Below are 12,466 nucleotides of genomic sequence, written 5' to 3' on the forward strand. Positions count from 1 at the left end.
CGCGCGGGTCAGCCGCCCGGGGTGAGGATCTCGATGCGCGGGGTGCGAGCCGGGTCGGGGCGGGGCTCGTAGTCCGGGGTGGGCGTGTACGGCGCCCATGCCAGCAGGTCGGCGAAGTGCCGCTCCACGCTGGGAAGGACCTCCTCGACGCTGACCCGCCGGCCCAGCTCGGTCGAGAGGGAGGTGACCCCGGCGTCGGCGATGCCGCACGGCACGAAGCGGTCGTACCAGCCGAGGTCGACGTCGCAGTTGAGCGAGAAGCCGTGCATCGCCACGCCCCGGCTGACCCGGATCCCGATCGCGGCGATCTTGCGCTCCGGACGCAGGCCTGTGCCGGGCTCGTCGGCGCGCAGCCAGACCCCGCTGCGGCCCGGCACCCGGGCCGTGGTGACGCCCAGGTCGGCGCAGACCGCGATCAGGGCCTCCTCGACGCGGCGTACGTAGTCGACGACCAGCACGTGCTCGGGCAGCCGCACGATGGGGTAGCCGACCAGCTGACCGGGCCCGTGGAAGGTGATCTTGCCGCCGCGGTCGACGTCGATGACGTCGGCCGTGCCGGGATCGGCGGGACGCTCGTGGGGCTGGGTGCGCTTGCCGCAGGTGAAGACCGGCGGATGCTCGAGCAGCAGCACGGTGTCGGGCCGGCGACCGTCGGCGACGGCTGCGTGCACCTCGCGCTGGAGCTCCCAGGCGGCGCGGTAGTCGAGGGCGTCCGGGCCGAGGCCGGCGATCGTGAAGTCAACCACGCAGCGAGCCTACGCCGCACCCGGCGCGGCCGGCGCCGGTGCCCGGCGCGGTCGGCGCCGGTGCCCGGTCGGCGGCCCTGTGGAGGAGCGCCGACGCCGGCGTCGCCCACCCGCCATGCTGGAGCGGTGACCGCGCGCCGCAGCCTCCTGCTCGTGGTGGCGCTCTGCGTGCTCGCGGCGACGCTGACGGGGGTGCTGTGGCGCCTGGAGACGCGGCGCGCCCCGACGCTGGCGACGAGCGCGCAGGGCCCGGCCGGCTCGGAGCTGCAGCAGGCGCTCGCGGTCCTGCGGGAGTGGGACGCCGCCCGGGCCGCGGCGTACGCGCGTGGTGACGTGGTGGCGCTGCGCGCGCTGTACGTGACCGGCTCGGGGGCCGGCGCCCGGGACGCGGCGATGCTGGGCCGCTACGTCGCACGCGGGCTGGTGGTGCGCGACCTGCGCACCCAGATCCTGCGGGCCCGGCTGCAGGACGCGAGCGCGGGCCGTTGGCGCCTCTCGGTCACCGAGCGGCTCGCCTCCGGTCGGGCGGTGGGGCCCGGCACGGACCAGGCGCTGCCGCGGGGCCGGGCCCGCACGCGGACGGTGCTGCTGGTCCGCGAGGACGAGCGGTGGCTGGTGGGGGAGGTGCGGGCCGCCGGACGCTCAGCCGAGGGCGGCTGAGAGCACGTCGCGCACGTCGTGGTCGCGGAAGGCGAAGCCCGCCCGCAGCAGCGCGGCCGGGTGGGCGTTGACCGAGCCGAGGACCTCGGGGGCCATCGCGCCGGCGGCACGGCGAAGCATCGGCGCGGGAACGGCGAGCAAAGCGCGCCGGGATACCGCCGAGGCCAGCGCGTCGGTGAACTCGGCGTCGGTGGGGGTGTGGGGGCAGCACAGGTTGAAGGCGCCGGCGGCTCCCGCGTCCTCGGCCAGGAACGCCACCGCGCCCACCCAGTCGCGCAGCGAGATCACCGGGAAGTGCTGCCTGCCGTCGCCCAGACGGGCGCCCAGCCCGAGCCGGAACAGCGGCAGCATCGGGCGCAGCGGGGGGCTCGCGCGATCCAGGACCGGGGCGGTGCGCAGCACGCAGACCCGGGCCCCGGCCTCGCGGGCGGGCTCCGCGGCGGCCTGCCAGTCGCGGCTCACGCTGGTCAGCAGCGCGTCGCCGCGGCTCTCGTCGTTTTCGGTCAGCTCGGCGAGCCCGTGGTCGCCGTAGTAGGAGATGCCGTTGCCGGCCAGGAACGCCGGTCCTCGCGCGCCTGCCCGGGCGTCGGCGATGGTCCGGGCCAGCAGCGCGGTGGTGCTCACCCGGCTGGTGCGCAGCTGCTCGGCCCACCGCCGCGAGTGCGGGTTGCCGGCGGTCGGGGACCCGGCCAGGTTGACCACGACCTCGGCGCCGGCGACCAGCTCGGAGTCGACCTGGTCGGCGTAGGGGTCCCACACCGACTCGTCCGGCGTCCCCGTCGCGCGGCGTACCAGTCGGGTGACGCGGTGGCCGCGCTCGCGCAGCTCGGTGACCAGGTGGGAGCCCAGGAACCCGGAGGAGCCGGCGACGACGACGTGCATGACGCCAGCGTGACACACGACACCCGGTGGCCCTCCGCGGACGGAGGACCACCGGGTGGTGGGTGGTGCGTGGTGGTGCGGGTGCTCAGACCTCGAACTGACCGGCCTCGAGGCGCTGCTTGACCTCGGAGAGGAACCGGGCGGCGTCCGCGCCGTCGACCAGGCGGTGGTCGTAGGTGAGCGCCAGGTAGCACATCTGGCGCACCGCGATCGTCTCGCCGAGGTTCGCGTCGTCGATCACGATCGGCCGCTTGACGACCGTGCCCGTGCCGAGGATCGCGACCTGCGGCTGGTTGATGATCGGGGTGTCGAACAGCGCGCCGCGGCTGCCGGTGTTGGTCAGCGTGAACGTGCCGCCCGACAGCTCGTCGGGGGTGATCTTGTTGGTGCGGGTCCGCTCGGCGACGTCGGCGATCTTGCGGGCGAGCCCGGCGATCGACAGGTCCCCGGCGTCCTTGACCACGGGGGTCAGCAGGCCCCGGTCGGTGTCCACGGCGATCGCGAGGTTCTCGCGGTCGTAGTAGGTCACCTCGCCGGCCTCGGTGTCGATGGCGGCGTTGAGCGAGGGGTGCTGCTTGAGCGCGTCGATGGCCGCCTTGGCGAAGAACGGCATGAAGGACAGCTTCACGCCCTCGCGGGCCGCGAAGTCGGCCTTGACCGAGTCGCGCAGCCGCGAGATCGCGGTGACGTCGACCTCGACCACGGTGGTCAGCTGCGCCGAGACCTGCAGCGACTCCACCATCCGCTTGGCGATGACCTTGCGCAGACGGCTGAGCTTCTCGGTCTTGCCGCGCAGCGGGGACGGCGCAGCCGCGGCGGGGGCGCCCTCGGCGGCGGGCGCCTCGGCGGCAGCCGCCGGGGCGGGAGCCTCCTGAGCCTTCGCCGCGTCCAGCACGTCCTGCTTGCGGATCCGGCCACCCACGCCGGTGCCGGTCACCGACGCGAGGTCGACGCCGTGCTGGGAGGCCATCTTGCGCACCAGCGGGGTGACGTAGCCGTGACCGTCACCCGCGGCGGCGGGCTGCTCGGTCTGCGTCGCGGGCTGCTGAGCCTGCTGCGGGGCGGGCTCGGCCTTGGCGGGCTGCTCGGGAGCGGGCTCCGCGGCGCGCGCCTGCGGCTCGGGCTGCTTCTCCTGGGCCGGCTCCGGGGCGGGCTCCGGCTCCGGCTCCGGCTCGGGCTCGGGCTCGGGCTGCTTCTCCTCGGCTGGGGCGGGCTGGCCGGAGCCGATCACCGCGAGCTCGGCACCGACCTCGACGGTCTCGTCCTCCTCCACCTTGATCTCCAGCAGGGTGCCGGCGATGGGGGAGGGGATCTCGGTGTCGACCTTGTCGGTGGAGACCTCGAGCAGCGGCTCGTCGACGGCGACCTCGTCGCCCACCTTCTTGAGCCAGCGGGTGACGGTGCCCTCGGTGACCGACTCGCCCAGCGCAGGCAGCGTCACCGAGGTGCCGGAGCCGCCCTGGTCGCCACCGGAGGCGGCGGGCTGGGACTGCTCGGGCTGCTCGGCGGGCGGCTCGGGGGCCGACGGCTCCTCGGCCTGCTCCGGCTCCGGCTCCGGCTCGGGCTCGGGCTCGGCGGGGGCCTGCTCCTGCTCGGGCTGGGCCTGCTCGCCGCCGCTGTCGCCGCCGCCTTCGCCGGCGTCACCGATGACGGCGAGGATCTCGCCGACCTCGACGGTGTCGTCCTCGTTGACGCGGATCTCCAGCAGGGTGCCGGCCACGGGGGAGGGGATCTCGGTGTCGACCTTGTCGGTGGAGACCTCGAGCAACGGCTCGTCGACCGCCACCGTGTCTCCGACCTGCTTGAGCCAGCGGGTGACGGTTCCCTCGGTGACGGATTCGCCGAGTGCCGGCAGGTTGACTTCGGTGGCCATGGAAGGTTCCTTCGCTCGCGTCGTGTGTCTGGTCGGGTCCTCGGTGAGGACGTGTCTGGGTCAGGAGTGGGCGTGCAGAGGCTTGCCGGCGAGAGCCAGGTGGGCCTCGCCGAGAGCCTCGTTCTGGGTGGGGTGCGCGTGGAGCAGGGTGGCGACGTCCTCGGCGTGGGCTTCCCAACCGTAGATCAGCTGGGCCTCCCCGATGAGCTCGCCGACCCGGTCGCCGACGAGGTGGAGGCCCACCACGGGGCCGTCCTTCTCGCGGACCAGCTTGACGAACCCCTGGGTCTTGAGGATCTGGCTCTTGCCGTTCCCGCCGAGGTCGTAGGTCACCGTCTCGACCGCGTCCGCGCCGTACGCCGCGCGCGCGGCGGCCTCGCTGAGGCCGACCGAGGCGATCTCCGGGCTGGAGTAGGTCACCCGCGGGATGCCCGCCTCGTCTAGGGGGGCCGGCGCCAGGCCGGCGATGTCCTCGGCCACCAGGATGCCCTGGGCGAACCCACGGTGCGCCAGCTGCAGGCCCGCGACGATGTCGCCGACCGCGTAGACGCCGTCCACGCTGGTCCGGCAGCGCTCGTCGACGACCACGAAGCCGCGCTCGCGGGCGACGCCCTGCTCGTCGTACCCGAGCCCGTCGGTGACCGGGCCCCGGCCGACCGCGACGAGCAGCAGCTCGGCCTCGAGGACCTCGCCGCCCTCGAGGGTCACCGCGACGCCGCCGTCGACGGGCTTGCTGCTCTGGAAGGGGGTGCCGGTGCGCAGCGCGATGCCGCGCTTGCGGAAGGCGCGCTCCAGCGCCGCGGAGGACGCCTCGTCCTCGGCGGCGACCAGCCGGGGAAGGGCCTCGACGATGGTCACCTCGGCGCCGAAGCTGCGCCACAGGCTGGCGAACTCGCAGCCGATCACGCCGCCGCCGAGCACGATGACGGAGCCGGGCACGCGGTCCAGGGACAGGGCGTGCTCGGAGGTGAGGACGCGCTCGCCGTCGACGTCCAGGCCGGGCAGGCTCTTGGCAGCCGAGCCGGACGCGAGCACCACGTGGCGCCCGGTCCAGGCCTTCGCGTCCACGGTGACCTCACGGGGCCCGGTGAGACGACCCTCGCCCTCGATCACGGTGATGCCGCGGGAGCGGACCAGACCGGTCAGGCCCTTGTGCAGGCGCCCGACGACGCCGTCCTTGTAGGAGTTCACGCCGGCCATGTCGATGCCGTCCAGGCTCGCGCGGACCCCGAACCGGTCGGCGTGGCGGGCGGAGTCGGCGACCTCGGCGGCGTGCAGGAGGGCCTTGGTGGGGATGCAGCCGATGTGCAGGCAGGTGCCGCCGACCTTGCTCTTCTCGACGAGTCCCACGGTGAGGCCGAGCTGGGCCGCGCGCAGGGCGCAGGCGTAGCCGCCGGAACCCGCTCCCAGGATGAGTACGTCGAAGTCGGCGTCGGCCACCGTGGTCCTTTCCTCCCCCAGATCTCGGGCACGAGAGCTCGTGCCGGGTCGAAGTGCGGTCCATCCTCGCACTTCCGCCCAGCCTGTCCACACCGGGTCTCCGGCGGGACAGGGCAGACTGGGGGCATGGGTTTGTTCGATCGACTTCGTGGCTCACGCCCCCGCATGCGCCGACCGGCCGCCGACGCGACCCGCACCGGCTCCACCCAGGTGCGCGCCTCCGACAACGCCGATCAGGCGCACCTGCTGGAGTTCGTCCGCCAGCACCGGGGGGTCGAGGGGTTCGTCGAGCCCCGCACCGCGGTCAGCGACGTGACCCTGCTGCTGGTGGCCCACGACGGGGAGTGGACGCGTCGCCGGGTGCCCTCGGTCAAGTGGGCGCACGAGTTCGCGAACCTGCACCAGGTGCCCTCCTACGACGCGGCCGTGGTCGGCATCCCGCAGCGGATGCGCGACTACAACCGTCGGATGAAGAGCAGCTGACTCAGGCCTGGGGGGCGTCGGAGTCGTCCGGGTCGCCGCCGCCGACCGCGACGTCCACCGCCCCGTCCACCGCGGTGGCCCGCTCGGCGAGGCCGCGGACGTAGTCGATCAGCGTGGCGGTGCCGAACCCGGTGCCGCCGGAGGTGACGTGGCCCCAGGGCCCGGCGCCGTTCCACGACGGTCCCGCGATGTCGATGTGGGCCCACGGCAGGCCGCCGGTGAACTCGCGCAGGAACGCGCCGGCGAACAGGCCGCCGCCCCAGCGGACCCAGTCGTGCTGGGCGAGGTCGGCGACCTTGCTGCTGCGGATCCGCTCGCTCATCTCCTCGGGGATGGGCATCGGCCACAGGGCCTCGCCGGCCCGGGCGCCGGCCTCGATCACGGCCGGCACCACCTGGTCGTCGCCCAGGACGCCGGCGACCTTGTCGCCCAGCGCCAGCACCATGTGCCCGGTGAGGGTGGCGATGTCGATGATCACGTCGGGCTCGGTCTCGCCTGCGCGCACCAGCGCGTCGGCCAGCACCAGGCGGCCCTCGGCGTCGGTGTTGGTGACCTCGACGGTGCGCCCGCCGTACATGGTGAGCACGTCGCCGGGGCGCATCGAGTCGCCGGAGACCATGTTCTCGGCCATCGGCGCGAACGCCGAGACCCGCACCGGCAGGCCGAGGGCGGCGATCGCGAACGTCGCCTGGATCACCGACGCGGCTCCGGCCATGTCGCTCTTCATCGTCGCCATGCTCGAGCCGGGCTTGATGGTCAGGCCGCCGGAGTCGAAGGTGATGCCCTTGCCGACCAGCGCCACGTGGGCGACGGCGTCCTCGGGCGCCCAGGTGAGCTCGACCAGTCGCGGCGGAGCGTCCGAGCCGCCGCCGACGCCGAGGATGCCGCCGCAGCCGAGCTCGGCGAGGCGCTGCTCGTCCAGCACCGTCAGGCCGACCTTCGGGGCGCCGCGGCCCTTGGTGAGCTTCGCGTGCGCCGCGGTGACCGCGTCGGCGAACTTGGGCGGGGTCAGGTCACCGGGCGGGGTGTTGACCCAGTCGCGGACCCCGGCGATGGCGGCGGCGACGGTGCGCGCGGCCTCGAACGCCTCGCCGGCCTCGTCGCGGCGCGCGATCGGGCTGAGCACGGTGACGGTGCCGGCGTCGGTGGGGTCGGCCGCGGTGTCCTGCTTGTACGCCGTGAACGAGTAGCCGCCGAGCAGGTGGCCCTCGGTGACCGCGCGGACCAGCTCCGGGGTGTCGGCGGGCAGCGCCAGCGCGACCGAGGCGGCGTTGGGGACGGCGCGGGCCGCGGCGCCGGCCGCACGCCGTACCGCGACGGCGTCGAGGGCGTCCTCGCTGCCGAGGCCGACCAGCACCAGCAGCGGTGAGGCGATGGTGCCGGCGGTGACGACCTTGACCGCCTCGCCGGCCTTGCCGCTCACCCCGAGGGTGGACAGCAGCGGGCTGAGCTTGCGGCCGTAGGCGTCGGCGACGTCCTGCGCGGCGGGGACCAGGCGCGGCCCCTTGGGGGTCTGCACCACCCCCGCGACCACTGCGTCGGCTCGGGTCTTGGCGGGGCTGGCACTGCGCAGGCTGTAGGACGTCACGGACGCAGGATAACGAGAAGTGCCGCTGGGGTAGGTTGCGGCCATGTCTGAGCACCCCACCCCGCCGGCGCTGCTGACCTCCCCGCTGCATGAGCGCCACGTCGCGCTCGGCGCCAAGCTGGCGGAGTTCGGCGGCTGGGAGATGCCGCTGGAGTACGCGACCGGCACCCTCAAGGAGCACGCCGCGGTGCGCGACGCGGTCGGCGTCTTCGACGTCAGCCACCTGGGCAAGGCGATCGTCAGCGGGCCCGGCGCCGCGGCGTACGTGAACCGCACCCTGAGCAACGACCTGGCCCGGATCGCGCCGGGGCAGGCGCAGTACACGCTGTGCTGCGACGCCGAGACCGGCGGCATCGTCGACGACCTGATCGTCTACCTGCACTCCGAGGAGAAGGTGCTGCTGGTCCCCAACGCCGCCAACACCCCCGAGGTCGTGCGCCGCCTCGCCGCGCAGGCACCCGAGGGGGTGAGCATCACCGACCACCACCGCGATTACGCCGTGCTCGCCGTCCAGGGCCCGCACGCCGACGACCTGCTCGCGGCCGTCGGGCTGCCGGTCGGGCACGCCTACATGTCCTTCACCGTCGCCGACTTCGCCGGCACCGGGGTGGTCGTGTGCCGCACCGGCTACACCGGCGAGCGCGGCTATGAGCTGATCGCCGGCAACGACATCGCCCTCGAGCTGTGGGACGCCCTGCTCGAGGCCGGGCGGGCCTTCGGCGCGGTGCCGTGCGGGCTGGGCGCGCGCGACACGCTGCGCACCGAGATGGGCTACCCGCTGCACGGGCAGGACATCAGCCTCGACGTCACCCCGGTCCAGGCCCGGATCGGCTTCGCGGTGGGCTGGAAGAAGCCGGAGTTCTGGGGCCGCGAGGCGCTGCTCGCCGAGCGGGAGCGCGGCCCCGAGCGGCTGCTGCGCGGCCTGCTCGCCATCGGCCGGGGCATCCCGCGCCCGGGCATGTCGGTGAGCCTGGTCAAGGACGTGCCGCTGTGCGAGATCACCTCGGGGACCTTCTCGCCGACTCTGCGCACCGGCATCGGCCTGGCCCTGGTCCCGACCATGGTCGCCCCCGACGCGCAGGTGGGCGTCGACATCCGCGGGCGCCGCGAGATCTTCCAGCTGGTGGACCCGCCGTTCGTGGAGTCACACGTGCGCTGAGGGTGTTTGTGGCGGGGGTGGCTGGTCGCGCGGGGGTGGCTGATTCCCCGGTCGACCGGGGAAGCCTGATGTTGTCCGGCGAAACTTCGCCCGACAACATCAGTAGTTGACTGTGCGCATTACCTCATCGGCCACAGCGGCCTCAGCGGTCTCAGCGGTCACGGCCGGGGCGCGCCCGCTGGCGTCGGAACCCCCGGTCGACCGGGGAAACCTGATGTTGTCGGCCGAAGCTTCGCCCGACAAGTGCAGCGATCGCCGGTCGGCCGGGGAAACCGACGCCCCGCACCCACCCGCGCGCCGCCGCGCCCTCAAGCAACGAGCGCGGCGACCACCAGGACGGCGGTGAAGGAGGTCTCGACGGAGGCGCCGTAGACGTCGCCGGTCAGTCCGCCGAACCGCCGCCCAGCGTGTACGGCGAGCAGCGCGCCGGCCGCGATCCCGACGGGTACGGCGAGCGCCAGTCCCGCCGCGACCTCGCCCACCGGGTAGCCCGCGGGCAGCGCCCAGCAGCCGAGCAGCGCCCAGCCAGCGCCGCCGGCCAGGACCAGCGTGAGCGCGGCCGCGACGATCGCCAGCCGGGCCGACACTGTGCCGGCCACGGTGGCGCCGAGGCCGTCGGGCCGGGCGGCCGGGAAGCGGTGGGTGCACAGCAGCGGCAGCACCGCGCGGCTGGCCACCAGCGCCACCGCCAGCGAGGCGGCGCCGGCGCCCGCCGCTACCAGCTCGCTGAGGGCGGCCACCTGGACCAGCAGCGTGAGCACGAGCGTCGCGACGCCGAAGGGGCCGATGTCGGACTGCTTCATGATCGCCAGCGCCGCCTCGCCGCGACGCCCGCTGCCGAGGCCGTCGGCGGTGTCGGCCAGCCCGTCGAGGTGCATCGCCCGGGTCAGCGCGGCCAGCGCGGCGATGGCCAGCGCCGCCAGCAGCACGGCCGAGGCCCGCGACCAGTGCTCGGCGGCCAGCAGCGGGAGGCCGACCGCCACCGCCAGCACCAGGCCGCCGGCGGGCGCCAGCGTCATCGCGAGTCCCGCGGTCGCCCGGTCCACCCGCCGGGGCGCGGGCACCGGCAGCGCGGTCAGCGTGCCGAGCATCAGCCGCAGCGCGTCGCCTCCCAGCCCGCCCCTCACAGGTGCACGACCCGCCCCGCGACGCACCAGCGCACGTCCTCGGTGGCGTCGGCCACCCGGGCGTTGAGCAGGCCCATCAGGTCGCGGAAGCGCCGCCCGGACGCGGTGTCGGGTACGAGGCCCTGGCCGACCTCGTTGGTGACCGCGACGACGCGCCGCGCCGTAGCCCGCCAGGCCTCGACGAGCGCGTCGATCTCCGCGCGCACCGCCTGCTCGGCACGCGGCCACGTCGCGTCCGACCAGGCGTCGTGGGCGTCCATCACCCGGGTCAGCCACAGCGTCAGGCAGTCCACCAGCAGCGGCGAGCCGGGGGAGCGCAGCAGCCCGGCCAGGTCGAGGGTCTCGACGGTCTCCCAGTGCGGGGGCCGTCGCACGCGATGGACCCGGATCCGCTCGGCCCACTCCGCGTCGTCGGGCAGCGCGGGGTAGGAGGTCGCGACGTAGGTGACCCCTGCGGCCCCGGCCAGCAGCCGCTCGGCCTCCTGGGACTTCCCCGAGCGGGCCCCGCCGGTGACCAGGGTCCGCAGCGGCCCGTCGTGGCGCGGTACGGCGCGGGTCACCGGGTCGAGCAGGGTGCCGTCGTCGACCACCCGCACGCCCCAGTCGGCCAGGCGCCGGGCCAGCTCGGCGGTCGGCGGGTTGTAGTGGGACAGGTGCACCGCGACCACCTCGGTGGCGGCGCCGAGGGCACCCACCGCCCGCAGCCGACGCAGCTGCTCAGGGAACGTGGTGAGGTCGAGGTGACCGGTGCCGGACAGGTCGCTGCGGTCCCCGAAGGTCTGCTCCATCAGCACCGTGTCCAGCGCGGCGCCGCGCAGCGCCTCGACGGTCTCCTCGGGCAGCGGCCCGGTGTCGGCGGCGTGCAGCACGCTGCGCCCCTCGGGGGTGCGGACCTCGTAGAGCACCGCGTCCGGGGCGCCGTCGCGGCTCAGTCCGGTCACGTGGGAGGAGGCCAGCACGCGCACGCCGTACCCGTCCAGGTCGAGGGTGTCGCCCGGGGCCACCGCCACGAACCGCACCTCGGTGTCGTCGGCCAGCCACGGGCGGCAGGCCTCGATCACGTCCGGGGGGCCGAGCACGGTCAGCGGTCCGGAGCTGACCCACGAGCGGTGCAGCAGGAACGCGGGGGAGCAGTGGTCGGTGTGCTGGTGGGTGAAGAGCACGTAGCGCACCCGGTCCAGCGCGACCCCGTGCCGGGTGGCCGCCGCCGGCGTCTCCGGGCCGCAGTCCAGCAGCAGCACGTCATCGACCAGAGCTGCGGTCTGCGCTCGGGTGCGCCCGGCCGCCCGCTCGGCAGTGCAGGACGCGCAGGTGCAGAAGGGGTTGGGCCAGCCGTCGGCTGCACCCGTGCCCAGGAGGCGGACGGTCACCGGAGAACCTTATGCGCGACCCGTCCTATGCTCGGCCCATGGTGAACCCTTCGGACGAGTCCGCGCCCACCTTCCGTCAGCCCGCGCCCACGGACCGACCGTGGTGGTGGCGGATGGAGAACGCCGCGGGCGAGGAGGTGGCGGTCCCCGAGGAGCTGGACGGCGCCCGCTTCGAGAGCCAGGGCGACGCGGAGTCGTGGGTCGGGGAGATCTGGGCCGACCTCGCCGCCGAGGGCGTCGACGCGGTGACGCTCTTCGAGCTCGACCGCGAGGTCTACGGCCCGATGTCGCTGCACGCCTCCTGAGCCGGTGCAGCCGGTAGCGCTGCCCGGACCGGTCCGTGAGGTCTGTGACGCCTGGCTCGCGCACATCGACGCGCGTGCGCCCGGCCTCGTCACGGGGCTCTACCTGCGCGGCGGGCTCGCGTTCGGCGAGTGGATCCCGGGCCGCAGCGACGTCGACTTCGTCGCGACGCTGACCCGCCGCCCCCGCGGCGCCGACGTTGACGCGATCGAGGACTCCCACCGGGCCCTGGCGCGGGATCTGCCCGGGGTGCCCTTCGACGGCCTGCACCTGCTCGCCGAGGACCTCACCCGCGCGCCGGCGCTGTGCCCGGACGTGCCGTGCGTGCTGCACCACCACTTCGAGGCGGAGGCGGCGCACGACGTCAATGCGGTGACCTGGCACGAGCTCGCCGAACGCGGAGTCACAGTGCGTGGGCCGGCCGCCGCGACGCTCGGCATCTGGACCGACGCGGCCGGGCTGGTCGCGTTCACCCGAGACAACCTCGACACCTACTGGCGCGCCACCTCGCAGGCGCTGAGCGCGCAGCCCGGCGAGGGCGCCTACGCGGACGCATGCTGCTGGTGTGTGCTCGGAGTCGCCCGGCTGCACCACCTGCTGGTCACCGGCAGGCTGACCAGCAAGTCGGGCGCGGGCCGCTGGGGGCTGGGTCACTATCCGGCGCGCTTCCACCGGGTCCTGCGCGAGGCGCTGCGGATCCGTGGGGGTGGCCCCGAGGAGTACGCGGGCGACCCGGACGCACGCGGTCACGACGTCGCCGCGTTCACGGCGTACGTCGTCGAGAGCGGGACGCGCGCCCGCCAACCTGTCGAGGGCACCCGCCGGGGCTAGGCTC

General features: G+C 74.7%; 12 protein-coding genes. 5 read left to right on the forward strand and 7 right to left on the reverse strand.

What is annotated here, in order from left to right; translation table 11 throughout:
* Positions 1–8: 8 nt before the first annotated feature.
* Entirely contained in the window at positions 9–746 is a 738-nt protein-coding gene (gene lipB, locus AC6EI4_RS15665) for a lipoyl(octanoyl) transferase LipB (protein WP_498452021.1), read from the reverse strand.
* A 126-nt stretch (positions 747–872) separates the two neighbouring features.
* Here lipB and AC6EI4_RS15670 point away from each other — a divergent pair, with 126 nt between their 5' ends.
* A complete protein-coding gene (locus AC6EI4_RS15670) occupies positions 873–1,406 on the forward strand; it encodes a hypothetical protein (RefSeq protein WP_498423881.1) in 534 nt (177 codons plus the stop codon).
* Here AC6EI4_RS15670 and AC6EI4_RS15675 read toward each other — a convergent pair.
* The 3 genes from AC6EI4_RS15675 to lpdA form a co-directional block, all read right to left on the reverse strand.
* On the reverse strand, positions 1,389–2,288 hold the full coding sequence (locus tag AC6EI4_RS15675; protein WP_498452022.1) for a TIGR01777 family oxidoreductase: 900 nt from the start codon (positions 2,286–2,288) through the stop codon (positions 1,389–1,391). The genes AC6EI4_RS15670 and AC6EI4_RS15675 overlap by 18 nt on opposite strands.
* Positions 2,289–2,373: 85 nt before the next feature.
* Positions 2,374–4,161 (reverse strand): 2-oxoglutarate dehydrogenase, E2 component, dihydrolipoamide succinyltransferase, encoded by a 1,788-nt coding sequence (gene sucB, locus AC6EI4_RS15680; protein WP_498452023.1) that lies wholly within the window; start codon positions 4,159–4,161, stop codon positions 2,374–2,376.
* Positions 4,162–4,221: 60 nt separating this feature from the next.
* The gene (lpdA, locus tag AC6EI4_RS15685) at positions 4,222–5,601 is read right to left on the reverse strand and encodes a dihydrolipoyl dehydrogenase (RefSeq protein ID WP_498452024.1); all 1,380 of its coding nucleotides are present in this window, start codon (positions 5,599–5,601) and stop codon (positions 4,222–4,224) included.
* A gap of 126 nt (positions 5,602–5,727) precedes the next feature.
* On the opposite strand from lpdA, the gene AC6EI4_RS15690 reads away from it, so the two are divergent.
* Positions 5,728–6,084 carry a hypothetical protein gene (locus AC6EI4_RS15690; protein WP_498452025.1) on the forward strand — a complete coding sequence of 119 codons (357 nt, stop codon included), beginning with the start codon at positions 5,728–5,730 and terminating at the stop codon, positions 6,082–6,084.
* Between the two features lies 1 nt (position 6,085).
* On the opposite strand, the gene AC6EI4_RS15695 is transcribed toward AC6EI4_RS15690, so the two are convergent.
* On the reverse strand, positions 6,086–7,672 hold the full coding sequence (locus AC6EI4_RS15695) for a leucyl aminopeptidase (protein ID WP_498452026.1): 1,587 nt from the start codon (positions 7,670–7,672) through the stop codon (positions 6,086–6,088).
* Between the two features lie 43 nt (positions 7,673–7,715).
* On the opposite strand from AC6EI4_RS15695, the gene gcvT reads away from it, so the two are divergent.
* Positions 7,716–8,831: a glycine cleavage system aminomethyltransferase GcvT gene (gene gcvT / locus AC6EI4_RS15700; RefSeq protein WP_498452027.1), complete on the forward strand. Its 1,116-nt coding sequence runs from the start codon at positions 7,716–7,718 to the stop codon at positions 8,829–8,831.
* A 308-nt stretch (positions 8,832–9,139) separates the two neighbouring features.
* On the opposite strand, the gene AC6EI4_RS15705 is transcribed toward gcvT, so the two are convergent.
* Together AC6EI4_RS15705 and AC6EI4_RS15710 are read right to left on the reverse strand one after the other, a co-directional pair.
* Positions 9,140–9,958: an adenosylcobinamide-GDP ribazoletransferase gene (locus tag AC6EI4_RS15705; RefSeq protein ID WP_498452028.1), complete on the reverse strand. Its 819-nt coding sequence runs from the start codon at positions 9,956–9,958 to the stop codon at positions 9,140–9,142.
* Entirely contained in the window at positions 9,955–11,328 is a 1,374-nt protein-coding gene (locus tag AC6EI4_RS15710; RefSeq protein WP_498452029.1) for a bifunctional adenosylcobinamide kinase/adenosylcobinamide-phosphate guanylyltransferase, read from the reverse strand. Before AC6EI4_RS15710 ends, AC6EI4_RS15705 begins: the two co-directional genes overlap by 4 nt.
* Positions 11,329–11,366: 38 nt before the next feature.
* On the opposite strand from AC6EI4_RS15710, the gene AC6EI4_RS15715 reads away from it, so the two are divergent.
* Together AC6EI4_RS15715 and AC6EI4_RS15720 are read left to right on the forward strand one after the other, a co-directional pair.
* Complete coding sequence (locus AC6EI4_RS15715) at positions 11,367–11,633, forward strand: hypothetical protein (RefSeq protein ID WP_498452030.1); 267 nt, start codon at positions 11,367–11,369, stop codon at positions 11,631–11,633.
* Between the two features lie 4 nt (positions 11,634–11,637).
* Positions 11,638–12,462: an aminoglycoside adenylyltransferase domain-containing protein gene (locus AC6EI4_RS15720; protein ID WP_498452031.1), complete on the forward strand. Its 825-nt coding sequence runs from the start codon at positions 11,638–11,640 to the stop codon at positions 12,460–12,462.
* Positions 12,463–12,466 lie beyond the last annotated feature (4 nt).

Source organism: Nocardioides sp. Z43_10 (assembly GCF_059766615.1).